Annotated in this window: 23 protein-coding genes and 1 pseudogene; 19 read left to right on the top strand and 5 right to left on the bottom strand. The window is 54.9% G+C overall.

The genetic code is table 11. The features are described 5' to 3' along the window. Positions 1-281: 281 nt before the first annotated feature. Positions 282-710, bottom strand: a complete 429-nt coding sequence (locus AC2FI9_RS19015; RefSeq protein ID WP_496758575.1) for a plastocyanin/azurin family copper-binding protein — start codon at positions 708-710, stop codon at positions 282-284. A 98-nt stretch (positions 711-808) separates the two neighbouring features. Next, complete coding sequence (locus tag AC2FI9_RS19010) at positions 809-1,228, bottom strand: hypothetical protein (protein WP_496758579.1); 420 nt, start codon at positions 1,226-1,228, stop codon at positions 809-811. 656 nt (positions 1,229-1,884) lie between these two features. Here AC2FI9_RS19010 and AC2FI9_RS19005 point away from each other — a divergent pair. The 3 genes from AC2FI9_RS19005 (at position 1,885) to AC2FI9_RS18995 (ending at position 5,023) form a co-directional block, all read left to right on the top strand. Beyond that, a complete protein-coding gene (locus AC2FI9_RS19005; protein ID WP_142638587.1) occupies positions 1,885-2,856 on the top strand; it encodes an ABC transporter substrate-binding protein in 972 nt (323 codons plus the stop codon). Between the two features lie 67 nt (positions 2,857-2,923). Continuing rightward, a complete protein-coding gene (locus AC2FI9_RS19000; RefSeq protein WP_058274114.1) occupies positions 2,924-3,952 on the top strand; it encodes an ABC transporter permease in 1,029 nt (342 codons plus the stop codon). 12 nt (positions 3,953-3,964) lie between these two features. Then, a complete protein-coding gene (locus tag AC2FI9_RS18995; RefSeq protein WP_058274115.1) occupies positions 3,965-5,023 on the top strand; it encodes a quaternary amine ABC transporter ATP-binding protein in 1,059 nt (352 codons plus the stop codon). A 33-nt stretch (positions 5,024-5,056) separates the two neighbouring features. Here the strand turns inward: AC2FI9_RS18995 and AC2FI9_RS18990 are convergent, their stop codons facing one another. Beyond that, complete coding sequence (locus tag AC2FI9_RS18990; RefSeq protein WP_058277183.1) at positions 5,057-5,980, bottom strand: LysR substrate-binding domain-containing protein; 924 nt, start codon at positions 5,978-5,980, stop codon at positions 5,057-5,059. A gap of 237 nt (positions 5,981-6,217) precedes the next feature. Here AC2FI9_RS18990 and AC2FI9_RS18985 point away from each other — a divergent pair, with 237 nt between their 5' ends. The 6 genes from AC2FI9_RS18985 to AC2FI9_RS18960 all read left to right on the top strand — a co-directional run bounded on the left by AC2FI9_RS18985 (position 6,218) and on the right by AC2FI9_RS18960 (position 14,338). Continuing rightward, the gene (locus AC2FI9_RS18985; protein WP_142638589.1) at positions 6,218-7,822 is read left to right on the top strand and encodes a fatty acid--CoA ligase; all 1,605 of its coding nucleotides are present in this window, start codon (positions 6,218-6,220) and stop codon (positions 7,820-7,822) included. Next, positions 7,819-8,505 carry a dimethylsulfonioproprionate lyase family protein gene (locus AC2FI9_RS18980; protein ID WP_058277181.1) on the top strand — a complete coding sequence of 229 codons (687 nt, stop codon included), beginning with the start codon at positions 7,819-7,821 and terminating at the stop codon, positions 8,503-8,505. Before AC2FI9_RS18985 ends, AC2FI9_RS18980 begins: the two co-directional genes overlap by 4 nt. Before the next feature lie 11 nt (positions 8,506-8,516). Continuing rightward, positions 8,517-10,637: a 3-hydroxyacyl-CoA dehydrogenase NAD-binding domain-containing protein gene (locus tag AC2FI9_RS18975; RefSeq protein ID WP_142638592.1), complete on the top strand. Its 2,121-nt coding sequence runs from the start codon at positions 8,517-8,519 to the stop codon at positions 10,635-10,637. After that, a complete protein-coding gene (locus AC2FI9_RS18970; protein WP_142638594.1) occupies positions 10,634-11,818 on the top strand; it encodes an acetyl-CoA C-acyltransferase in 1,185 nt (394 codons plus the stop codon). Before AC2FI9_RS18975 ends, AC2FI9_RS18970 begins: the two co-directional genes overlap by 4 nt. Before the next feature lie 128 nt (positions 11,819-11,946). Then, positions 11,947-13,038 (top strand): AraC family transcriptional regulator, encoded by a 1,092-nt coding sequence (locus AC2FI9_RS18965; RefSeq protein WP_246097261.1) that lies wholly within the window; start codon positions 11,947-11,949, stop codon positions 13,036-13,038. Positions 13,039-13,159: 121 nt separating this feature from the next. Next, on the top strand, positions 13,160-14,338 hold the full coding sequence (locus tag AC2FI9_RS18960; protein ID WP_142638596.1) for an acyl-CoA dehydrogenase family protein: 1,179 nt from the start codon (positions 13,160-13,162) through the stop codon (positions 14,336-14,338). A gap of 297 nt (positions 14,339-14,635) precedes the next feature. Here the strand turns inward: AC2FI9_RS18960 and AC2FI9_RS18955 are convergent, their stop codons facing one another. Further along, entirely contained in the window at positions 14,636-15,025 is a 390-nt protein-coding gene (locus AC2FI9_RS18955; RefSeq protein ID WP_170491477.1) for a GFA family protein, read from the bottom strand. 577 nt (positions 15,026-15,602) lie between these two features. Between AC2FI9_RS18955 and AC2FI9_RS18950 the strand changes: the two genes are divergently transcribed. Beyond that, positions 15,603-16,121, top strand: coding sequence for a redoxin domain-containing protein (locus tag AC2FI9_RS18950; protein ID WP_496769812.1), 519 nt, complete (start codon positions 15,603-15,605; stop codon positions 16,119-16,121). 24 nt (positions 16,122-16,145) lie between these two features. On the opposite strand, the gene AC2FI9_RS18945 is transcribed toward AC2FI9_RS18950, so the two are convergent. Continuing rightward, the gene (locus tag AC2FI9_RS18945) at positions 16,146-16,814 is read right to left on the bottom strand and encodes a GntR family transcriptional regulator (RefSeq protein ID WP_480793256.1); all 669 of its coding nucleotides are present in this window, start codon (positions 16,812-16,814) and stop codon (positions 16,146-16,148) included. A 322-nt stretch (positions 16,815-17,136) separates the two neighbouring features. On the opposite strand from AC2FI9_RS18945, the gene AC2FI9_RS18940 reads away from it, so the two are divergent. The 9 genes and pseudogenes from AC2FI9_RS18940 to AC2FI9_RS18900 all read left to right on the top strand — a co-directional run bounded on the left by AC2FI9_RS18940 (position 17,137) and on the right by AC2FI9_RS18900 (position 24,684). Then, complete coding sequence (locus AC2FI9_RS18940) at positions 17,137-18,111, top strand: TRAP transporter substrate-binding protein (protein WP_496769811.1); 975 nt, start codon at positions 17,137-17,139, stop codon at positions 18,109-18,111. A gap of 76 nt (positions 18,112-18,187) precedes the next feature. Then, on the top strand, positions 18,188-18,721 hold the full coding sequence (locus tag AC2FI9_RS18935) for a TRAP transporter small permease (RefSeq protein ID WP_496721847.1): 534 nt from the start codon (positions 18,188-18,190) through the stop codon (positions 18,719-18,721). 2 nt (positions 18,722-18,723) lie between these two features. Next, positions 18,724-20,010 carry a TRAP transporter large permease gene (locus tag AC2FI9_RS18930; RefSeq protein ID WP_010437285.1) on the top strand — a complete coding sequence of 429 codons (1,287 nt, stop codon included), beginning with the start codon at positions 18,724-18,726 and terminating at the stop codon, positions 20,008-20,010. A 19-nt stretch (positions 20,011-20,029) separates the two neighbouring features. Next, positions 20,030-20,449 (top strand): GlcG/HbpS family heme-binding protein, encoded by a 420-nt coding sequence (locus tag AC2FI9_RS18925; RefSeq protein ID WP_496721849.1) that lies wholly within the window; start codon positions 20,030-20,032, stop codon positions 20,447-20,449. Further along, positions 20,412-21,347, top strand: coding sequence for an NAD(P)-dependent oxidoreductase (locus tag AC2FI9_RS18920; protein WP_496741691.1), 936 nt, complete (start codon positions 20,412-20,414; stop codon positions 21,345-21,347). The genes AC2FI9_RS18925 and AC2FI9_RS18920 overlap by 38 nt, the downstream gene beginning before the upstream one ends. A gap of 54 nt (positions 21,348-21,401) precedes the next feature. After that, positions 21,402-22,145, top strand: coding sequence for an SDR family NAD(P)-dependent oxidoreductase (locus AC2FI9_RS18915; RefSeq protein ID WP_496769809.1), 744 nt, complete (start codon positions 21,402-21,404; stop codon positions 22,143-22,145). 72 nt (positions 22,146-22,217) lie between these two features. Further along, on the top strand, positions 22,218-23,141 hold the full coding sequence (locus AC2FI9_RS18910; RefSeq protein ID WP_496769807.1) for a sugar kinase: 924 nt from the start codon (positions 22,218-22,220) through the stop codon (positions 23,139-23,141). A 16-nt stretch (positions 23,142-23,157) separates the two neighbouring features. Continuing rightward, complete coding sequence (locus AC2FI9_RS18905) at positions 23,158-23,901, top strand: ribonuclease activity regulator RraA (RefSeq protein WP_496769805.1); 744 nt, start codon at positions 23,158-23,160, stop codon at positions 23,899-23,901. Positions 23,902-23,979: 78 nt separating this feature from the next. Then, positions 23,980-24,684 (top strand): annotated as a pseudogene (locus tag AC2FI9_RS18900) (IS6 family transposase). Positions 24,685-24,697 lie beyond the last annotated feature (13 nt).

The raw sequence follows: 24,697 nt of genomic DNA, 5'->3' as shown, positions 1-24,697 counted from the left end.
CTTGGCGGTTACGATGAGCCAGAAACCCTCTCTTATCAAATCGACCTAAACTGTCCCATTGGCGCTGACGTCAGACAAGAGAGATAAGCCTCTTGCAGCGCTTCTTCTGCCTCGGTCTCGCTGTCGAGGATACCTCGGGCGACGCGAAACAAGCGGGGGTTCAGGCGACGGATAAGCTCCCGGACTGCGAGTTCGCTTCCTTCACGCACGGCTCTTACTAGCTCAGCTTCCGACTTGGCCGCATCGGCGGATGCTTGTTGCCGAAGGCGTTGTTTGGACCTTCATGATCCGTCCTCCCTGCTCACGGTGCCTTCCGAAAGGATCCTCTGTACCAAAGGCAAAGCTGCCAGGACCTCTTCCGACACATCACTCTTGTCGTTTGAACTTCCCTCCCATCCGGCGTCGCCAGGGGTTCCAACCACTATACGACCGACCATCGCCGACATTTCGTGCGGTAGGCAATAGTAGTCATATACTCCTGGTGCAGTCAGAGTGACTTCAAAATGCTCATCCGGAAGCAAAAAGTCGCTGTCCCATGGGTCGGCGTCAGTGGGAATGCGCTGCCTTCGATCATAGTTAGCCGGATGATAGGCGGTTGCCGTATGGCTGTTGCCGGGATCGCGATTGATGAACCGGACGGTGGTGCCCGGAGACACGGCAAGACCAACAGGATCATACCAGATGCGCTCGCCACGGGGACTTCCGCGCATCTCTACTGTGGCGGTCGGCTGCGCAAGCACGCTCCGCGAACCAGCGACGAAGGCGACTGCACACACCCCAAGCCATACAGCATGACGTCGCGTACAGATCATTCGGCCAGACGATCTTTTGCATTTTCATCGTGAAACAGAACGACATGCACATGCGGTTTATCCACGCCGGGGTGCCCAGCATTGTAATAAATATCTGTCGAACTGACTGTATGTGATCCGATATTCAGTCCATCGAATGACGTACCGTTTTGCAGATCGTCGAATGGGGTCATGTAGATCGTAGCTGACAGACGCCCGTCCCGATCATAAGCGAGAAACGGACCGGCGGGCAGTGTGGCCGGGTCAACGAAGAGTGTTCCCAGACCTGGGATGAACTCAGGCAGGGGGAGAACATCGCTCACCTTTACATAAGGATCACCGGCGGGGGCATTCGCGAGAGCCTGTTCATCGTGGGCTTTGGCCGCTGGTACGGCAGTGACGATAAATCCAAAAGCAAATACGGTGCTTCTAAGCATGGTTGGGTCCTTTCCAAGGTTTTCATCAGTTGCGCATTCGTGCGCTCATGGTTCATTGGATGCAGGAAAGGCGGAAAGGTTCCCGAAATTCTACGAATTCGCTCAAAACAGGTGGTGAATGCATTGAAGAGCAGCTTTGTCAGCGATGTATGAAATCAACTAATTCCAGATTTAGCGCTCGCAGCGAATGTCTCCTTCGACGGGCCGCACTGCGGCATCACCACAGGGTGGTCAACGTCCGGAATGGGCCGTCCGCATGATCAGTTATAGGTGGGGCAGGGGCCCTTTCTGCAACGGCACCGGAGTCTGGTATGAGCCCAATCTACCGATGCTGCAGCTAGTTCGAATGGGCGTGATGAGCACAGAACGGACGTCCCCGGGTTTGATCACTCCTCCTGCCGACTCCTGAGAAGAGGCAATAATACACACGCATAAGCCACCTATGGATTTACATCTAAGAAGCTTTCGTTGGAACGGAGGTCACTAAATTCGAGCCTGGCTTCAACTCTCCACCTGTAAACAATTGTACATGATCCAAAATTCTTTTCAGTTTTTTGCCATTAGGCCTGTCGGTACAAATCATCACTACAAACAAGGCGAATTTTGGCTTGGAGCGTTTCTCTGCCCCTGTTTCGCCGATGACAAGGAGGAAAGAAATGTTCAAGATTTCAGCGGGTCTCGGGTGCGTATTTGCTGCGGCAATCACCGCTTCGGCGGCCCAGGCAAACGAATGCGGTGAAGTATCACTGATGCAGGCCGATTGGGGGTCAGCGCAAATTGTGACCGCGGTCTCGAAGTTTCTGATGGAGCAAGGCTATGGTTGCGAAGTGACCACGGTTCCGCTCTCGAGCAACCCTGCGCTGGCATCCGTATCCGAGACCGGAGAGCCCGATATTCTGACTGAAATCTGGACAAACGGCGCGCCGGCTTACCAAGGGCTGGTTGCTTCAGGTGCGATCATTCCTGTGACCGAAGTTTTGTCAGATGGCGGTGTCGAAGGGTTCTTTGTTCCGAACTACCTTGTGGAAGAGCATCCGGAACTGGCAACAATTGAAGGCATCGCAGCCAACCCCGAACTCGTCGGAAATCGCTTTCACAACTGCCCCGAGGGATGGACCTGTCTAAATGTCAGCACCAACCTGATGAAGGCAGGCGGGCTGATTGATGCAGGCATTGAAAACTTCGTGCATGGATCAGGCGAAACCCTTGCGGCTTCGATCGCTGCCGCCTACGAAAACAAAGAGCCATGGTTCGGCTTTTATTGGGCACCAACATCGGTACTGGGCAAATACCCGATGACCCTGGTCGATATGGGCCCCCATGACCCTGAAAAGCACGCCTGCAACATCACAGCGGAATGCGCGACGCCAGAAATGAGCGCCTTCCCCCGCAGTGAAGTCGTTACAGTTCTGTCGAAAGAATTCATGGCCGAAAACGCAGCAGTGTCTGACCTGATGACAAATCTATCCTTCACCAACGCTCAGATGGGCGAAACGCTGGCATGGGTTGAAGACAACAATGCCTCCTACGATGAAGGCGCGGTGCATTTCCTAACAACCTACAAGGATGTCTGGGGGGCGTGGCTTAACGATGCTGCGCGCGACAAACTTTCCGCCTTGCTGCAGTAAACTGCATGGACAGGGGCATCCTCAGCGATGCCCCTAACGCACTGAAGTAGATCGGAAAGTGGGAAAAATGGCCTTCTATGACAAGTTATTCAGCGCATTGGGTTTGAGCGAATGGTGTGGCACGTCCGATGACAAAGCGCCTCTTTCGCTGGCTGATCTTGCGGCGCAAGCAGGAGGAGAAGAGGCCTCTGAGCCGCTCATTCCAATTCCCTCGTTTGATAATCTGCACGAAAGCTGCAACCGCATATGGCAGTCGCGCGATGTAACCAACGGGATCGAAGAAGGGTTTCTGGCAGCCAAACCGGTCCTGAAAACCGTTCTGGACCCGATCACGCAGCCATTGAGCTGGATATTGGATGGCGCACTTTGGCTGTTTGAAGCGACGCCATGGTTCATCATGGTACCGCTTCTGGTGGCGATTTCCTGGTACGCGTCACGTTCGCGCCCTGTGACGATCTTCGTGGCCGCCTCGATTATGATGCTGGCCCTCGTAGACCACTACGATGTGGCGATGCAAACCCTGTCGATCGTCTTTGTGTGTACGACGATTTCGGTGCTGTTCGGTGTGCCCATTGGAATTGCCATGTCGAAATCCGACCGATTGCAAAAAGGCGTCGTTCCGTTGCTCGACCTGCTGCAGACCCTGCCGACATTCGTGTACCTGATCCCTCTGATTTTCTTGTTCTCGGTCACGGAATCCAAACTGTACGGGATTGCGATCATCCTTTACGCGATTGTGCCGGTGATCCGTTTGACCGACCTTGGCATCCGGCTTGTCGACAGGGATGTGATCGAGGCGGCCAATGCCTTTGGCATGAAGGACCGCCAGAAACTGATGCGGGTGCAACTCCCTTTAGCGCTGCCCAATATCATGGCCGGAATCAACCAGACCATCATGATGAGCCTTGCCATGGTCGTGATCGCCTCTCTTGTTTCGGCCCCTGGCCTTGGCGTGAACGTGTTGCGCGGTATCCGAAACCTTGAACTGGGTGTGGGCATCGTCGCGGGCATCGGCATTGTTCTGCTGGCCGTGATCCTTGACCGCGTATCCAAGGCAGCTCTCACACGGGTCGATAAGACCCAAGTCAAACATTAAGGAGCCGGTTCAATGACACAACCAATGGTCCGCCTGTCCGGGCTCTATAAAATCTTTGGCGCCCGCGACAAGGACGTGTTGCAGCATGCCAAAGGAGGCATGGGCAAGGAAGAATTGCTGGCGCAGCACGGGCACGTGTTGGGGCTCAACAACATCAACGTCGATATGCAGGCGGGGGAAATCACAGTGGTCATGGGCCTGTCCGGCTCTGGGAAATCTACTCTGATCCGCCACCTGAACCGGTTGATCGAACCCACTGCGGGCGAGATCATCGTGCAGGGTGAGGACGTGATGCAACTGTCCGAGGACGGGTTGCGCCATGCTCGACAGGAAAAGATGTCGATGGTGTTCCAGAAGTTCGCGCTTTTGCCGCACAAAACCGTGCTGAAGAACGCAGGCATGCCGCTCTCGGTGCGCGGCGAGGACGAGGCGACTTGCGACCGTGAAGCCGCCAAGTGGCTGGATCGCGTGGGTCTGAGCGGGTTCGAGAACCATTATCCAGCGCAATTGTCCGGTGGGATGCAACAGCGTGTGGGCATTGCCCGGGCGCTGACCGCGAACACACCGATCATGCTGATGGACGAGGCTTTCTCGGCTCTTGACCCACTGATCCGAACAGACATGCAAGACCTGCTGCTCGAGCTGCAAAAAGAGCTGCACAAGACCATCATCTTCATCACTCACGATCTAGATGAGGCGTTGAAGCTGGCCGATCACCTTGTGATCCTTAAAGACGGCTTTGTCGTGCAGCAGGGCGAGCCGCAGCATATTCTGTTGAACCCCAACGATCCTTACATCGAAGACTTCGTGAGCGACATCAACCGAGCACGGGTTCTGCGGGTCCGCTCGATCATGACCCCGCTGGACGGTGGCCAAGTGCCAGAAGATGCCCATGGCGAAGTGGACGTGAACGACACGCTCGAAAGCATGATCGCGCGGTCCGGCGGGGATACGTCACACGCCTATGTTGTCAAGGATGGGGAGAAGACAGTCGGCTCACTGGATATGACTGAACTGGTTCGCGCACTCGTCCCTCGCGTCGCATCCGAAGCAGGCGCACGTCAGTCCTGACGCGCGCTGACGACAAAGCTGGAATTCATCAGATCAGGCCCGAAATAGCCGCATGGTTGGGTCGGCTTCGATCTGTTCGAACAGCCAGTCAACAAACGTATCGAGCTTTGGGTTGGGTGCACGTTCTTTTTGCGTCGCCAGATACCAGCTGCCTGGCTCGGGCACCGAAATATCAAACGGTTTGACCAGGCGCTCCCTTTCAAGGTCACGCGTGCAAAACGGTGCTCTTGCGACGCTGATACCGTGATTTTTTAGAACAGCTTCACGGACCAGCGGGTAATTGTCGAAAACAGAGCCAAATTTCATCGTTTCGCGATCTAAGCCCGCCGCATCCAACCAGCAGTCCCAGTCATCCGGCTCATTCCATGTGTTTGGGACACTCAGCAACAGGAAATTTCTTAGCTCTTCCAGCGGCATTCCACCGCTTGCGGTTTTCAAGGCCTCCGGAGCACATACCGGGTAGATATCCGTTTCGAACAAGGGGCTATAGTCAAACCGTTTGTCAAATGGTGGCGCGTTGAACACGCCCACATCGAACCGGTGCATGTCATAATCACCGTCTTCAAAAGTAGAGACGATGCGCACGCGTGTGTCCGGATTATCCTGAAGAAAGTCTGCCAATCTGGGCTGTAACCACATTGTATTGAAACTTGCGTAGGACTGAACGAGCAACACGTCCGGTTCCTCAGGTGTCTGGATGCGCCGAGTGGCTTTGATGATTCCCTGAATGTGTTCGCGTATTGGCGGGTAATATTGCTCGCCAGCCGGTGTTAGCTCGACCGAACGGCTTGTGCGTTCCAGTAGTTTAACACCGATTGTTGTTTCTAATGCTTTGACCTGGTGGCTGACTGCCGCATGCGTCACACAAATCTCGTCAGCGGCCTTTCGGAAACTCTTGTGACGCGCCACCGCCTCAAAAGCGCGCAGTGAAACCAGCGTGGGCATGTGAGTGGTCATTGCTGCATCTCCTCGATGAAATCAATTCTGCTTACCCTCAAGCAGAGTTATCCGACGACGGGCGCGAACATAGCAGGGTATTGATACTCTTTTTCATAACCTGTCAGGGGGTAGCACGCAATTCGCGGTGCGATGTGATCGGTTAGAATTTCTTGATGAAAGGAAATTTCTTTCATTTCTTCCACGGGGTGAGAAATGCCAGATTAGCAGATAGAGATGTTATGGGATTCCACCTTCATGCCACCACTTTCACCCTCGCCAAATGCATATGGCTATCCGTTGCTGATTAAACACTTGCTGGCCGGATCCCAGCTCGCGTCAGCCAGCCAAGAGATCGTCAGCGGCACCGAAATGCGGTTGAGCTATGCGGACTTGGGCAAACGCGTGCGCCAACTTGCCAATTCTTTAAAGGCGAGCGGGATACATGAGGGTATGCGCGTTGGTGTCATGGATTGGGATACGCACCGTTATCTTGAGTGTTTTTTCGCAATCCCGATGATGGGCGGGTCCCTTTTCACGATCAACGTGCGTCTGTCTCCTGCTCAGGTTCTTTATACGATCAACCATGGACAACCGGATCTGATCATCGTGCACCGCGATTTCATGCCGCTCATTGAGGGTATCAAATCGGGCTTTGATCGGGACATCACCATCGTGCCGATTGGAGACGGAGAAGGATATGAAGAGTGGATAGGCAAAGCCCCAGGCAGCTTTGACTTCCCGGACTTCGATGAAAACCAAACGGCAACCTTGTTTTATACAACCGGGACCACCGGCAATCCCAAGGGGGTGAGCTATTCACATCGGCAGTTGGTCCTTCACACATTGAGCTTGATCGCAGGTTTCGGCGCATGGCCCGGGAATGCCGGATTTCATCGCGGCGACGTCTACATGCCGCTGACGCCCTTGTTTCACGTCCACGGCTGGGGATTTCCATATGCCGCAACGATGCTGGGGCTGCGTCAGGTCTATCCCGGTCGATATGACCCTGACACAATCTTGCGATTGATTGCAGACGAAAACGTCACCTTTTCACACTGCGTGCCCACGGTTCTGTCAATGGTGCTCGACCATCCGGGCTGCCCACAAATTGACCTGGACAGATGGAAAGTGATCATTGGCGGGGCCGCTTTGCCGCGAGGCCTGCAGGACCGCGCCGCGGCGGCAGGCATATCCTTACATGCGGCCTATGGGATGTCCGAAACCTGTCCGTTTCTGACGGTGGCCGATTTGTCCAGCAATGACCCCGAGATGCAGGCGCAAACCGGCTTTCCCGGCCCTCTTGTCGACCTTCGTGTTGTGACACCGGATATGCAGGACGTCCCACATGACGGCGAAACAACCGGCGAAGTTGTTGCTCGGGCTCCCTGGTTGACACAAGGCTATCTGGATAATGCGCAAGCCTCGGATGAGCTTTGGGACGGTGGGTATCTGCATACCGGGGATGTTGGGTATATCCGCGAGAATGGATCGTTGCAGATTACTGACCGCCTCAAGGATGTGATTAAGACCGGCGGCGAATGGATATCCTCACTGGCACTGGAAAACATAGCATCGTCTTGCAGCGGCGTTGAGGACGTCGCAGCAATCGGGCTGCCGCACGCGAAATGGGGCGAAAGGCCAGTGTTGGTCGCTCAAGCCGCAAAGGATGCCGACCCGGATCTTGTGCGCTTGAGAGTCATGGAAGAAATCCAGTCGTGGGTTGACGCAGGCGAGATCTCAAAATGGGCAGTTCCAGACGAATTAATCTTTGTCGACCGCCTACCTAAAACCAGCGTCGGCAAGCTCGACAAGAAACTCGTGCGGCAAGATATTTCAACGCGCTCGGACCTAAAATCATGACAGACAAACAACGTCGTATTCAGGCGCTTATTCAATCGATTGTCACCTATCTGCAGGCTCACAGAGCTGCCACGCGCGGCGTTGATCTGACGTTGGACAAGCTGGCAGCCATGGATCTGTCCGATGAGAAGCTCATTGACTTACCTCCCCAAGGAACCCGGCATGATGAGGTTCTGAAGAACGCTGTCGCCGGGATTGCAGCCCCGGAATTGCAGGAAATCGCAGGCTGTCTGAAAGCGGCCAAGGATGATCTGATCTGGCGCGAAGACAACGCCCAATTCTATCCCCCCGGTGCCGATTTGGGAGAGGGATACACAAGGTGCAACCTGCATACTCTGCTGATCGGGCCGGATGCATGTGGATATCACCATCTCGATTTCAACCTTGGCATTTTCATGCTGGGACCAAGGACGCTGTATCGCGACCACAACCACGACGCGCCAGAACTGTACCTGAACCTTTCCGAGAAATCTGGTTGGCGGTTTGGCACCCGTGACTGGCAGGATTATCCGGCTGGATCACTTATCTGGAACGCGGCGGGCGATCCCCACGCCACCCGGGTCTATGACCAGCCATTCATCTCCGTCTTTGTCTGGCTCGAGAACGTGAATTCACCCTGCAATGTAATCCACTTCGACGATTGGGCAGAGATCGAACAAGATCTTGCCAAACAGTCCAATTGAGGTTTCCAAACATGATTTCCATTAAACATACCGAGGGTGTCGCTTTCATTGAGCTGAATGCCCCGCCAGTGAACGCTCTTGGTCTCAAGATGCGACTGGCGCTTTCCTCGGCCATCCACGAGTTGGACGCCGATGAACAGGTCAAAGCCATCGTTCTATGTTCGGCTCTGCCGCTCTTTTGCGGCGGCGCTGACATCGTCGAGTTCCGTACCGGGGCAGTTTGGGACAAGCCGGACTTGCCAGACCTGTGTGAAACGATTGAAACCAGCAAGAAACCCATTATCGTCGCGATAGCAGGTCCCGCGATGGGTGGTGCGCTGGAGATCGCGCTTGCCTGTGATTACCGTGTCGCCACGCCGGATGCCGTGATGGGCCTACCTGAGATCAAACTGGGGCTGCTGCCTGGTGCCGGAGGCACCCAGCGACTACCCCGGATTGCCGGGCTGGAAGCGGCAACGCAAATGATCCTCTCGGGTGATCCCGTGAAAGGCGAATATGCCCTGTCTTGTGGGCTGGTCGACGCACTATTTGAGAACGACCAGGATTTTCGCGCGCATGTTTTGGGTTTCGCCACCCGTGTCAGCCATGAGGGCGATCCGAAACGCGGTTGCATGGATATGACCGTCACACACCCTGATCCGAAGGGATATCTGACGGGTTTCCGAGACCAGATAGCGCACACGTCCAAAAACCTTGTCGCCCCTGAACGCTGCTTGGTATCCATCGAGGCCGCGTGCGAATTGCCGCTGGCCGAGGGGTTGGCACAAGAGAAGGCAGGTTTCGCTGAACTGCTCGACACACCTCAATCGCGCGCGGGGCGGCATCTGTTCTTCGCAGAGCGTGAATGCACCAAGGTTCCCGGCGTTACCCGTGCTGACCAACCACGTAGCATTTCATCGGTCGCCGTGATCGGTGCCGGAACGATGGGGCGCGGCATTGCCATCGCCTTTCTGCAGGCGGGATATCCGGTCACGCTTCTGGAAACCACACAAACTGCGCTGGAACAGGGGCTGGAAAAGGTCCGGGAGCATTTCCAGCGTGCGGCTCAAAAAGGGCGGCTCAGTGCCGATCGGGCAGAGGCAATCGCCGCCAACGCCACCGGGACGCTCAGCTATGCAGACCTTGCGAAGGCTGACCTGATCATTGAAGCGGCGTTTGAAAGCATGAATGTCAAACACCAAATTTTCGCGAGCCTAGACCAGCACGCCAAACCTGGCGCGATACTGGCCTCAAACACATCGACATTGGATCTTGATGAAATCGCCGCGGTCACGTCCCGCCCGGAGGATGTGATTGGTCTCCATTTCTTCAGCCCGGCCAATGTCATGCGCTTGCTGGAGGTGGTGCGCGGCGCCAAGACCGCTCCCGATGTCATTGCAACGGCAATCACGGTCGCAAAGAAGATCCGGAAGCTCCCTGTCACGGTTGGCGTGTGCTACGGCTTTGTTGGAAACCGGATGCTGGAACCATACTTCCGCGAAGGATCTCGTCTGCTTCTTGAGGGGGTGACGCCGAAACAGGTGGATGACGTCCTTGAAGGCTTCGGCATGGCCATGGGCATTCATGCGATGGCAGATCTGGCCGGAGTCGATGTGGGCGCACGCGTGCGTCAGGAACGGCGTAGTGAAATCGCGCATGACCCGACATACCAGGCTGTGCAGGACAGGTTGTTTGAACTGGGCCGACTGGGTCAGAAAACCGGGCGTGGAAGCTATGTCTACGAGGGACGGACACGGGTCGAAGACCCTGAGATAGTTCAAATCAGTTCCGATCTGGCGGACCTGCATGGTGTGAAGCGCAGGGACATCGACGATCAGGAAATCCTTGAACGGTGTCTGTTTCCCCTGATCAACGAGGGCTTCTTGATCCTTGAAGAGGGCATTGCAACGCGCCCGGGTGATTGCGACCTGATCTGGACCAACGGCTATGGCTTTCCGAACTGGCGCGGCGGCCCAATGCACTATGCCGACGAGTTTGGATTAAGCCAGATTCTGGAACGCATGAACCACTATCGGCAGTCGCTTGGTGCCTATGGTGAGATGTGGTTCACGCCTGCGCCTTTGCTGGAAGAACTCGCAACCTCGTGCGTAACACTTGCCGCGCATTTTGATGCCAAAAAGGAAAAATCATGAGAGCAGCCGTTGTCGTCTCAACCGCACGAACCCCTATTGGGGCTGCCTTCAAAGGTGCGCTGAACAACATCAAATCCCCTACCATGATGGGGCACGCCATTCAACACGCTGTTGAACGTGCAGGCGTGGACCCCGGTTCGATCGAAGATGTCGTCATCGGATCGGTCCTTACGGCGGGAACCGCAGGCATGAATGTCGCGCGTTTGTCGGCGCTGGCGGCGGGCCTTCCCAATACGGTGGCAGGACAGACGATCGACAGGCAATGTTCATCGGGATTGATGGCCATTGCGACGGCCGCAAAGCAGGTCATTGTGGATGGTCAGAATGTCTCGGTGGCAGGCGGGCAGGAAAATATTTCCATCCTGCAGAATGCCTATCTGAAATGGGCGGGCGATGAGAAAGATCCAAACGTTATCGCCCAATCTGAACATGCCTATATGCCGATGCTGATGACGGCGGAAAATGTGGCGCAGGTATATGGGATCAGTCGTGACGCCCAGGATGAATACGCTGCACTTTCCCAAGGTCGGACGGCCCGGGCTCAGGCCGCTGGCGCCTTTGATGACGAGATCGTTCCGATCACTGCGATAAAGCGGGTCAAGAACCGCGAAACCGGAGAGGAAACCCTGGACGAGGTGACCTTGTCAAAAGACGAAGGCAACCGGCCGGGCACGACGGCCGAAACTCTCGGGGCATTGAACCCAGTTGTCGAAGGAGGCGTGATTACTGCCGGAAACGCAAGCCAACTCTCTGACGGGGCCTCGGCTTGTGTGCTCATGGAAGGCAAAGTGGCTGAGCAGCAGGGCCTCACACCGCTAGGTATCTATCGCGGCATGGCTGTTGCAGGAAACGCACCGGAAGAGATGGGGGTCGGCCCGATCTTTGCAATTCCAAAGCTGCTGAAGAATGCAGGTCTTCGCATCGAAGACATCGGCCTTTGGGAGCTTAACGAAGCCTTTGCCTGCCAGGTTCTGTATTGCCGTGACCATCTTGGGATCGATCCCGAAATCTACAACGTGAACGGCGGTGCAATATCGATTGGCCACCCCTACGGCATGACAGGTGCGAGACAAGTCGGGCATGCTCTGATTGAGGGGAGGCGTCGTGGCGTGAAATACGTGGTGACCTCCATGTGTGTCGGCGGAGGCATGGGCGCCGCAGCACTGTTCGAAGTCGCCTGACCCCACTGAAATTAGTTCAAGCAGAGCGTTATCTGGTTGAGACATTGACATTCTGTCATCTGCGAGGGTCGCCATCTGCAAGCCTGCGTTTCATGTCGACCGGAATTGGTGATACCTCCTGAGGCGTTATGACCAATGTCGCGCCAACGATCCTTTCCACGGTTTCCAGCCAGTTTGTCGATGACTGGCTGGCGGCGCTGCGTGCCCTGTGCCCAGAGGCGCAGATGGCTTCGCTGCTGAGCCGGTCCGGTCTGAACGCGGATACGCGCTCGCCGAATGGTCGCGTCACGCTGGATCAGATCGTTTGCCTCTATCAACTTGCTGCAGTTGAGACCGGCGATGAGATGATGGGGCTTTGGAGCAGGCCCGTGCGACCGCGTGCCCTGCAACACCTTCTGACGACAGTGCGCGAAGCCACATCCTTGCCATCTGCACTTTACCGGTTTTCGACCTTCTGGAATTTGCTGCTGGATGACTATCAGTTTGATCTGGATGACACTGACAGCGCCCTCACACTGAGCCTGAACCCGCAAACAGATGCGCCTGTGCAACGGTTTGGCCACATGCTGATCCTCAAACTTGCCCACGGGCTCATGTCTTGGCTGGCAGGGCATGAGGTTCCGGTTAAAGCCGTTGATTTCGCGTTTGATCGCCCGGACTTTGATCAGGATTACGCGATCATCTTTCCTGCATCGCTGCGGTTTGGCCAGCCCGCCACCGCAATCTCGTTCGATCCGAATGCACTGGGTCCCGTGCAGACGCGCAGCACCGCTGACCTTGACCGGTTTTTGCAAAACGCGCCGCGGGACTGGATTTTCACCTCGTCGCGTGAACACACCCAATCGCTGCGCGTGCGCACCTATCTGGGCCAAGCGGGATGGGACGCGGCCACCCTGACCCAGACAGCATCCGCAATGCACATGACCCCGCGCACCCTGATCCGCAGGTTGCAGGCGGATGGCACGTCGTTTCAGGCCATAAAAGACGCCCTGCGCCGCGACACCGCGATCCGCGACCTGCAGGCGGGGCGCAAAAGCGTTGAGGCAATTGCGCAGGATGTGGGCTTTTCCTCGGCTGCCAACTTTCATCGGGCCTTTCAGCGTTGGACCGGCAGCAGGCCAAGCTCCTACCGCAGGAAAAAACGTAAGGCGCCGTTTTTGTCACTTTTGGACAATGATCTGTCAGCGCAAGAGATAGAGCTTAGCAAGCCCGATCGCTAAATCTTGTTGCAACAAAGCATTCTTATCTAAATTTTCGCCTTTACAGCCCATCAATCCGGCCATCCGTGGCTGCGGGGTTATGGCGTCATATGAGAATGATCGCCCCTGAAAGGACCGACCAATGTCAGACAAACTCGCCACCATACTCCAAGCCGCACGCGACCACGCCGAGCAGGTCATCCTGCCCAATGTGGACGCCTGGAACGCCGCAAAGAAGTGGCCCCGTGATGCGTCTGACAAGGCCGGGGCCGCTGGCCTGACGGGGCTCTACGCCCCCGAGGAGTTTGGTGGTCAGGGCTTGCCACTGGCAGAGGGCATTCAGGTCTATGAACAACTGGGGTTGGGCGATGGTGCCTATGCCTTTGCCCTGTCGATGCATAACATCTGCACCTTCGCGGGCTGCGGTTATGGCACGGATGCGTTCAAGGAAAAATGGGCGCGGGATCTGACTTCGGGGCGCAAACTGGCGAACTTTGCACTGACTGAACCGCAATCCGGCTCGGATGCCACAAACATGTATTCGCGCGCCCAGATCAATGATGACGGCACTTGGACGATCAGCGGTGCGAAGGCATGGGTCAGCTTGGCCGGTGAGGCTGATGTCTATTTCACCGTGGTCAAAACCAGTGACGCACCCGGCCACAAGGATATGGCGATGATCGCCATTCCCGCCGACGCGCCGGGCCTCAGCTTTGGACCGCTCTATGATACCCCGTCCTACAGCTTCTTGCCTCTGGCCGAGATGTACATGGACAAGGTGGTGGTGAGCGAAGACAACATCATCCTGCCGATCGGTCAGGGCTTGCAAGGCTCGCTCATGGCGATCGATATCGCCCGTGTGTCGATTGCGTCAGGATGCTGTGGATTGATGCAAGCCGCATTGGATACGGCTCTGTCCTATTCCAAGAACCGCAAGATGTTTGGCGGCAAGAACCTCGATCTGGACGGAATCCAGTGGATGCTGGGTGAGGTTGCGACCGATCTTGAAGCCTCCAAGCTGCTTTATCGAAAGGCGGCAGAATCCCTTGGCACACCCGAAGGCCCTCTGATGGCCGCTCATGCCAAACGGTTTGTGCCAGATGCCGCAGTGAAGGTTGCGAACACCTGTACGCAAGTGTTGGGCGGTATGGGTCTGCTGCAGCCTTATGGTCTGGATCGTTTGTCCCGCCTCGCACAAATGCTGCGGATTGTGGACGGGACAACCGAAATCAGCCGTGTAGTTATCGGGCGGGCCCTGCAAAAACGAGCGGCAACCTTGCCTGATTTGCCGGTACCGAAAGGATTTGGTGAAACCGGCTGAACGTTCCACCCCCCGGTGAAGCGGAACCAACCTGAAAATCTCCTCACAGATCGGTAAAATCGAAAGATCGGCCGCACACGTGCGGCCGGTTACTCGAGATTGCAGACCTTGGTGCAAACGCAGCGAATTCACACTTTGTCCCGCAACTCAGACACTCCTGCAAGGTGCAGCGAATGTCCGGTACCGGTAAAAGCAGCCATTCAAGTTCGGATTTTTGAACCACGCCTCGCAATGTCTGCTTTACGTGATCAACCGGTCATCTGAGTAAAACCGTCGGATGACCGCAACGAGCCCTTTTCACCCTTTGAGGATCGCCGCTTCATCCCATTCCTGAGCAGAGTTCTGGTAAATAGATTTTTCTGGATCATACTTGCCGGGATCGTCCAATGAAGACGCGTGTACGTAGATCCGGTCGCTCATCCGTTGGCTGTTGCGCGTAATTTGAGACCCGCACGTCGGACAGAACCCGCTAAAGGTTGATTGACCAGATCCGCCCAACATCTCGTATGTTTTGCAGGTGTCGCTTATCGTGAAGTCATCGAGTGCGAGAGGCACCATCTCTGAATGGCCCGATCCAGTAAGTTGTTGGCAATCACGACAGTGGCAACGAAACATGGGTGCATCCAAACGGGTGCCTTCATAGCGAACCGACCCGCATTTGCACCCACCAAACAATCGCTCTGACATCGCTGCTCCTCCGCTTCGAAACGTTAAAACGGATTTCTCAAAATGTCAGCAATGTCCGCACAGCGGAAGTGGACCGGTTTTCCGTAAGTGTCCGCTTTTGGTGAAAGCAGTCGTTCAGGACAAAAACTTCGAATTTCCGGTCGTGAACGGCAGCTCAACGCGTCAAAGCTGACGTTTGAGAGAATCGGTCCAATGACTGCGGTGAGTCTAAAGTTACAGTTAAGTAGTAACGGTGACGTTGTGGATTTCACCAGGCAGATCGTTTGATCGTTCTGGTCTCGATTGTAAAGGTTTCTTGGGGGCCACAGGTGATCAGCTCGCGTTGAATTCGACACAAGTACGCTGGTTGCGCTCACACCTGTTACGGCATTAGAAGCGCGGCTGCAACGAGGGCCGTAGAGTGACGGCGGGTAAGTATCGGTGATTCCTCGTTAACTGACAGCAATCTTAGATCGAGCGTGCCTTTCAAGCACTAAATAATATCGCGATCTTGGTTTCAATAATTGCCTTGACGTGACATGAACTAAGCTAACGGTATCCGCGCAAAGCCTTTGTTTGTAGAAGAAAGGAACGACTCATGACCTCAGCCAAACCAAATGTTGGCGCGCAAATCGAGCAAATGAGTTTTTTTAGGCTGGGGTCTGAGGGCAAGGTTACGATCGGTCAACAAAAAGACCGCTGGACCATGTTGTTTGTTTATCGAGGCAAGCATTGTCCTCGCTGCAAGCGCTTCTTGAACAAGTTGAATGCGGCGCTGTCAGCATGGGCTGACGTTATGGACGTTATCGTTGTCTCTGCCGACACCAAAGAAAAAGCTGCGGCGGACAAAGCAGAATTTGGCTGGGATTTTGATCTTTGTTATGGAATGACCGAAGCGCAAATGCGCTCGCTTGGTCTTTTTGTGTCATCACCTCTGTCTGATGCAGAAACTACAGGTCTATTCGCCGAACCTGGTGCGTTTGGTATCCGTCCGAACGGGACGCTGATGTTGGTCGATATCTCAAACGGCCCAGCAGCACGCCCCGATTTGGAAGAGCTTTTGGACGGCATGAAATTCAATATTGATAATGACCGTCCGGAACGAGGAACGGCCTGAGACCAACAGATCGCATGGCCTCGGTTACTCAAAGTAGCCTGGGTGCGTCTTGTGAATGAAGTCGATGGTTTCGTCGAGGCGGGACAGGTGTGTTCTGACAGCGGCTTGCGCTTGATCATGGTCTCCTGCCGCCATGGCCTGTGCAATCTCTCGGTGATCGGCGAGGATGGCGTCTGCGGCACTGCCCTTTTCAAGACTGAGCATACAAAGCCGGTCAACCTTTTGCTTGGATTCTAGCATTACATCAAATGCCATCGGATTGCCGCTGAGCACGTAGATCAGTTTGTGAAAATCATAGTCCAGCGCGTGAAACGCCGATAGATCACCGTCACTGATCGCCTGCTCTTGTAAGGCGAGATTTTCCGCAAGTTTTGCTTCACGTGTTGCGTCCCAGACTTCCATTGCTCGATGGACGATCTCCAGCTCCACCGCCATTCGAACCAATCGAGCGAGAGCCACACGCTCCATAGAAAACCCTCGAACTACGGTCGCCTTTTGTGGTCGTATTAAGAGCAGATCTTCGTTGCCGAGCCTTGTGAATGCGTTGCGAACCGGTTGGCGTGATACGCCGAATCGGCTGGCTACCTCTGTTTCGGATAGCTTTGTACCGGGAAGAATTTCAAGCGAAACGATCTCGTCGTGTAGCGCTTCATAGACCGCATCGGTTGTGGTTCGTCTGACAATTTCTTCCACGGTATGTTGCTTGCGCCCTCTGTCTTAGTCACGTTTCAAATTACAGATCCACTGTTATGGCATTGAAACAAATAGAATATTCTATTTTGTTTTGCTTGAGTGAACCAATGTAGGCCTGTCACCTATCAAATGCCCTGCGCTTTCGACTGTCAAGCAATCTGACATACTAAAAGCCTACAGTTGACATAACTTGGATACTAGTGTCCCTTTAAGGGCAGCAGCGATTCTGGTTCTTGGGGGAAATCGAAAGCTACGTGGCTTACGGTCTCTGAAATTCCATGAAAGCCAAATCCTGTCCAAAAATAACCGGGGAGGAGAACCCATGACTTTCACGAAATCGTTCTTTGCGACTGCGACCGCTGTGGCATTCATTGCAACGTCAGTTTCAGCTGACACCTGGCGTGCCTGGAATATCCACAACGACGGCCATCCCAACACGGCTGCAATGGACAAGTTTGCCGAACTGGTTGACGCCGCTACAGACGGCGAAGTTACCGTCGATGTGTTCCACGGTGGTGTTCTTGGTTCCCAACCGGATGCCCTAGAACAGGTTCGTATCGGCGCAATCGAGGTTGGTAACTTCAACCTCGGTCCCATTGGCCCAATGGTGAAAGAAGCTAACCTTGTATCGCTTCCTTTCATCTTCAAAGATGTGCCGCACATGTTCCGCGTGCTGGACGGCGACGCCGGTGAGGTTGTTTCAGCTGCGATGGGTGAAGCAGGTGTTCTGCCACTGGCATGGTTCGATGCCGGTGCGCGTTCTTTCTACAGCCAAAAGCCGATCAACACGCCCGCAGATGTCGAAGGTCTGAAAATCCGTGTGATGAACAACGATCTTTATACATCTATGATTTCAGCTATGGGCGGTAACCCGTCTCCAATGGCATTCTCCGAAGTTCAGCAAGCGCTGAAAACCGGCGTTGTTGATGGTGCGGAGAACAACTTCCCGTCGTTCAAGAATGTCGGTCACTATGAAGTGACCACAAATTATTCTTTGTCCGAACACCTGATTATCCCCGAGTGCATCTGCGTGAACACGACCAAATTCAATGCGCTTTCTCCTGAATTGCAAGCCGCTGTGCGCGGTGCCGCAGAAGAAGCCGCATTGGTCCAGCGTGAGCTTTGGGCAATTGGTTCTGAACAAGCGCGTAAAGATGTTGAAGCGGCCGGCATCACCGTAAATGAAATCGCCGACAAAGGCCCATTCCAGTCCGCAATGGATTCGGTTTATGCAGACTACTTGGCTGCAAATCCTGATATGAAAGCGTTGGTAGAAATGGCGCAAGCCACTGAATAAGTTGTCTTAACAGTTCAACTTTGAGCGCCCGGCTCCGCCAATTGGATGCCGGGCGTTTTGTCTCAGAGGAAATCCAATGCAAGAGCCCGATACCTCCCCTGCCGCCATGCGCAACATGGACAGGATTCTTGATCTGCTCGCACGAGTTTGCATGTTGCTGTCTGGCGTCGCCATTGTGGTTATGACTGCGATCTTTGCCTGGCTGGTGTTCGGGCGCTACGTTCTGAACAACACGCCCACTTGGGTTGAGCAGGTTTCACTGCTTTTGGTTATGGTCATCGCGTTTCTCGGGGCGGCTGCGGGTGTGCACAATCACACGCACCTCTCTGTTGTCGTGTTCCGCAATTTAGTCCCACCCTCTGTGCGAACGGTATTCGTCGTGCTCACTGATGTCCTGATGGCAGGTTTCGGTGGCATGATGTTTTGGTACGGGATCGAGCTGACAATATTCAAATGGAACACCCTGATCCCGCTCATCCAATGGTCAGAGGGCTTGCGCTCCTTGCCACTGACAATCAGCGGCGCGTTGGTGTTCCTTTTTTCCACTGGCCATCTGATCCGCCTGTTTCTGGGCCGAGACGAACGCCAAGACAACATAGATCAGGGATAGTCATGGGACTCATGATTCTGTTGGGGGTTTTTGCCCTATGTGTCATCATCGGCGCTCCAGTGGCATACGCCCTTGGTATCGCTGCATTGGCTTCCTTTTGGTTTGAAGGATTGCCGATGTTTGTTGGGTTCCAGCGTATCGTGTCCGGGATCAACGTCTTTTCCCTAATGGCGATCCCGTTTTTTATCTTTGCGGGCGAGCTGATGTTTCACGGTGGAATCGCGATCCGGTTGGTTCGGTTTGCGCAGGCCGCCGTAGGCGCTGTGCGCGGTGGGCTTGGTATCGTCAATGTCTTCTCGTCCATGTTGTTTGGTGGCATTTCCGGATCGGCAATTGCAGATATCTCGGCGCTTGGGTCAATCCTGATCCCGGTGATGAAAGACAAAGGTTATGATGCCGACTATGCGGTGAACGTCACAGTGACATCATCAATTGCCGGGATCATCATCCCTCCCAGCCACAACATGATCATCTTTGCCCTTGCAACAGGCGGTGCAGTTTCAATCTCAAAACTGTTTCTGGCCGGAGTTGTGCCCGGTGTCCTTATGTGTTGCTGCCTTGCGATTGCCGCCTATGTCGTGGCGGTCAAGCGCGGCTATCAGGCCGAACAGTTTCCGGGTTGGACCGCACTGGCCATCGCCTTTGTTGGATCGATCCCTGGCTTGTTGACGGCCGTGATCATTGTTGGAGGGGTCTTGTCAGGCGTCTTTACGGTCACTGAATCCGGCGCGTTCGGGGCAATGTATGCCTTTGTGGTGACGCTTATTGTCTATCGCAGCCTGTCCTGGGAAAACTTCAAAACCGCCGTTATCTCTTCGGTGCGCACAACGTCCATGGTGATGATCCTGATCGCCTGCGCCGGTGCCTTTGCCTATATGCTGACGTTCAACCGGGTGCCGACAAAAACAGTCGAATTCCTGTTGGGCATCACAGAAAACCCGATCCTGATCTTGTTGATGATCAACGCTGTGCTGTTGCTCTTAGGGATGATCATGGACATGGCCGCGTTGATCCTGATCTGCACACCGATTTTCCTGCCGGTGATGAACATGCTGGGCATCGACCCGCTACAGTTCGGCATGATCCTTTTGGTGAACCTCGGTCTTGGTCTTTGCACACCACCTGTCGGGACCTGTCTCTTTGTGGGGTGTGCTGTTGGAAAACTACCGATGGAGAAAGCGGTCAAAACGATTTGGCCTTTCTACCTCGCCATCTTTGCCGCGCTCATGCTGATCACTTTTGTACCGGCAATATCGCTGACACTGCCGAACTTGATCATTGGTCCCTAAATCAAAGGAGAATGAGGCGATGCTGACACTAAGACGCCTGGACATCGATGACGCGGGCAAGTTGATCGCAGGAGCGCGAGCCAAGGCGCAGGAAATTGGTGTACCGATGTGTATTGCCGTCACAGACGAAAGCGGCAACCTCATCGCGTTTGAGCGGATGGATGGTGGCAAGATTACCAGCATCATTTTGGCCATCGACAAGAGTTTCACTGCAACCGGTATCCAAAAAGGAACCGATGCTCTTGGTGAAGCAAATCAGCCTGGCATGGCCGCACACGGAATATCCTCAACGCTGGGCGGACGAATGGTGACCGTTGCAGGTGGCCTTCCCGTGACGGTCGACGGACAGGTGGTTGGGGGGATTGGTGTCAGCTCGGGTTCGCCAGCTCAGGATCTCGAAGTTGCACAGGCAGGGGTCACGGCACTCTGCGAAGCCTAATTGGAAAGAGTTTAAGGAGTCAGATATGACAAAACCCGTCATCGGTTTCATCGGCCTCGGTCTTATGGGCGGTAACATGGCAGAGTGCCTGCAAAACAACAGTTTTGATCTGGTTGTTATGGGTCGGAACAAGGAAGCCGTCGCAGCCACAGTCAACCGCGGTGCTGTAGAGGTTACAACGCCACGAGAGCTTGCTGAAAACAGCGATATCGTGATGCTTTGTGTAACAACATCGGATGTCGTCGAGAGCCTGATCTACGGCGATGACGGCATCCTGGCAGGCATCAAAGATGGTGCTGTGGTCATTGACTTTGGTACCTCGATCCCAGCGTCCACACGCAAAATCGGCACAGACTTGGCCGCAAAAGGTGCTGGTATGATTGATGCGCCGCTGGGACGCACACCCGCGCACGCCAAGGATGGTTTGCTGAACATTATGGCAGCGGGCGATATAGCCACCTTTGAGAAGGTGAAACCTGTCCTGGATGTACTGGGGGAAAATGTCTTTCACCTCGGCGAGCTGGGTGCAGGCCATGTGACCAAGCTCATCAACAATTATATGGGCATGACGACAGCTTGCACCATGAGCCAAGCCTTTGCTGTGGCTGAACGCTCAGGTGTAAACAAACAGCAGCTTTTTGACATCATGTCAGCTGGACCGTCCAATTCCCCCTTTATGCACTTTTGTAAGAACTACGCGGTGGATGGTGTCAGCGATTTGGGGTTTTCGATTAACAACGCCAACAAGGATCTTGGTTACTTCCTGAAGCTGGCCGAGGACGTGGGCACTCGTGCCGAGATCGCTGAAGGAACCGCGAACAACCTTCAGGCAGCCGCGGACGCAGGCATGGGCGACGGCAACGTGCCGGAAATCTTCGACTATTTTGCCAAGCTTTAGCGTCAGATCCATCAGTCACGCATAGCAGCACCAATTGAACGGGAAAAAGCAACCATGAGACTTCAGGGAAAGACCGCAATTGTCACGGGTGGTGGCCGCGATATCGGGCGCGCCTGCGCTGTCAAACTCGCCTCCGAAGGGGTGAAGGTCGCGGTGAACTACTTCGCCAGTAGTGCCGGCGCCGAGGAAACCGTAGCCGAGATCAAAAAGATCGGTGGACAGGCGTTTGCAATGCAAGGCGACCTGAACAAACCCGAAGAGGTCGATGCGTTGATCGCCAAGACGGTCGATACCTATGGCAGCCTGGACATTCTGGTGAACAATGCCGGAGGATTGATCGCGCGCAAGAAAATCACCGAGATGTCGCTTGAGCATTGGCAGGCTGTCATGGATCTCAACCTGACCAGCACGTTTCTTATGGTCAAAGCGGCACTGCTGCATATGAAATCCGGGGCCATTGTAAACATCGCCAGTCAGGCGGGTCGCGACGGTGGTGGCCCGGGTGCGTCGGCTTATGCAACGTCAAAAGGCGGGGTCATGACGCTCACCCGTAGTCTTGCAAAAGAACTGGGTCCCGATATCCGTGTCAATGCAATCTGCCCAGGCATGATCGATACGGATTTCCATAACATCCATACTCCCGATGCAGGCCGTCGCGGGCTAGAAGCTGCTGCGCCGCTCAAGCGGCAAGGCCAGTCTCAGGACGTTGCGAACCTCGTGGCGTTTCTGGCAAGCGAGGACTCGGCTTATCTGACCGGGACCAATGTCGATATCAATGGTGGAATGCTGTTCTCGTGACCTCTGCAAAACAGGTTACCTGACAGTCGAACGCTACCGTTTGTCAAACTTCGAAGTACTGGAAACCGGATTATGCGAATTCTCGCGATAGGTGAATGCATGGCCGAAATGGCCCCAACTGACGCGCCAAGCACGTATCAAATGGGGTTCGCCGGAGACACGTTCAATACGGCTTGGTATCTGGCCCAACTCACACCCGAAACGCCCTTGTCCTATTTTACCGCCGTCGGAAATGATGCCATCTCGTCCCGGATGCTGGATTCGATGCGCGAAAGCGGGGTCAACACCCAGCAGGTGCGGATCGTGCCAAACCGTTCAGTGGGGTTGTATCTTATCACGCTAAACAACGGTGAACGCAGTTTTACCTATTGGCGCGGCCAGTCGGCCGCACGCCTATTGGCCCAAGACAAGCAAGCACTTGCCCACGCCATGACGCAATCAGATCTCATCTATTTCTCGGGCATCACTCTGGCAATCTTGAACCTTGAAGGCCGCGCCGCCTTGCTCGACGTTGCTCAGTCAGCGCGGCGCGCCGGAAAACGGATTGCCTTCGACCCCAATCTGCGCCCGCATCTTTGGGACAGCCCCTCTGAGATGACCGAGAACATCATGCAGGCCGCCGCAGTTAGCGATATCGCTTTGCCATCGTTCGAGGACGAGGCACGTTGGTTCAGCGACAAGGACCCCGCGGCCACTTTGCAGCGCTATGCAAGGGCGGGCGCGGAAACGATCGTTGTCAAGAATGGTGCAGAAACGGTCCTTTATCGTACCGGCGGCGCAGAGGGCTCAGTCCATGTTCCGCCTCTGGCCTCGGTTGTGGATACGACGGCTGCAGGCGACAGTTTCAACGCTGGCATTCTGGCAGGACTGGCAACAGATACACCCTTACCTGACAGCATAGCGCTGGCCTGCAAACTGGCAGGGCATGTCGTGCAAGGCAAAGGTGCACTTGTTCCCATCAACCAAAGCCTGCTCGACAGTTGTCTACAGCCTTAGCAGAAGGATCCAGCCCTTGCCGAACCCTCAGCCTGCCGAAACGATCAAACTGCATCCGGATACGCTTGATCGCTTGTCAAAGGTCAGCACAGCGACTGTAGCCACGCTGCTTTACAAACGCGGTTATCAAAACGCCTATGTTCAAGGCGTTGCCCCATTGGGCAAGGGTAGGCCCTCCCTTGTCGGCCCGGCTTTTACACTGCGCTACATTCCTGCACGGCCTGACACCGACCCGATCGAGGCGTTTCGTGAGCCAGATCACCCGCAGCGCGTGGCCGTGGAAACATGTCCTGAACGCGCGGTATTGGTCATGGATTGTCGGCAGGATGCATCGGCGGCCTCGGCAGGTTCGATCCTTTTGACGCGACTAGAAATGCGCGGAGCAGCGGGCGTTGTCACGGATGGTGGCATTCGCGACGCCGACGGTGCCGCAGCACTTGAGATGCCAGTCTTTGCCGCAAAACCATCTGCCCCAACCAACCTTACGAAACATCATGCGGTTGATGTCGGTTTGCCAATCGGGTGTGGCGGCGTGGCGGTCTATCCTGGTGACATCGTTCTGGGTGACAGCGATGGTGTCATGATTATCCCACGTCACCTCGCCGATGACATTGCGATCGAGGCAGGCCCAATGGAGTTGTTCGAACGCTTCGTTCTGGAAGAAGTGCGAAAAAACACCCCCGTAATCGGACTTTATCCTGCAACCGACCCAGACGTTCTTGAACGATTTGAGGTCTGGCGCGCAAGGCTCTCTGACTGATGTCTGAATCGCTGCAATGTAGGTTTTGTCAGAAGAACTTGGCTTGAGGCGGGCAGGGGGCATTCATAGCCTTTGTGGATGGAAAGACGATCACCATTTAAATGCTTCAAAACCAGTCCCGAGATCATCCGCTTTGCGGTGATGCTGTACATCCTTTCCCGCTCTCGCTTCGGAATGTCGAAGATCTGGTGCACGAGCGAGGCATCGACGTGAGCCACGAAACTGTTCGATTTTGGTGGCACAGGTTTGGCCCGATGTTTGCTGCTGATATAAGGCGGAAACGTGTTCAGCTGCTGCGCGCGTTCTCCAAATGGAAGTGGCACGTCGACGAGGTCTTCGTGAAGGTAAATGGCAAGCGGCATTATATTTGGCGGGCCGTTTATCAGGAAGGCGAGGTACTGGAAGCTGTTGTCACCAAGCGCCAAAACAATGCTGCAGCATTGAAATTCCTTGAGAAATTGATGAAGCGACACGGCAAAGCGGAAACCATCGTCACGGATCGCTTTGCCTCATACAGAGCCGCTCTCAGAGAACTGGGCGCGCTTGAAAAACAACAGACGGGCAGGTGGCTCAACAACCGCGTCGAGAATTCGCACCTGCCGTTTCGACGACGCGAACGCGTAATGCAGCGGTTCAGGCGGGTGCGAAGTTTACAGACATTCGCCTCCGTCCATTCCTCCGTCTACAACCACTTTAACAAGGAGCGATCTCACCAGCAGAGATACATTCAAGCTGACCCGCGCCGCCGCCCTTAGAGAGTGGCGTCAACTTTGTTCCGGATAGGTTCGCGGTTTCC

Source organism: Ruegeria sp. CDSA246, from assembly GCF_059611225.1.
Note: the sequence above shows the minus strand (reverse complement) of the source record. Positions and strands in the feature narration are given on the sequence as shown.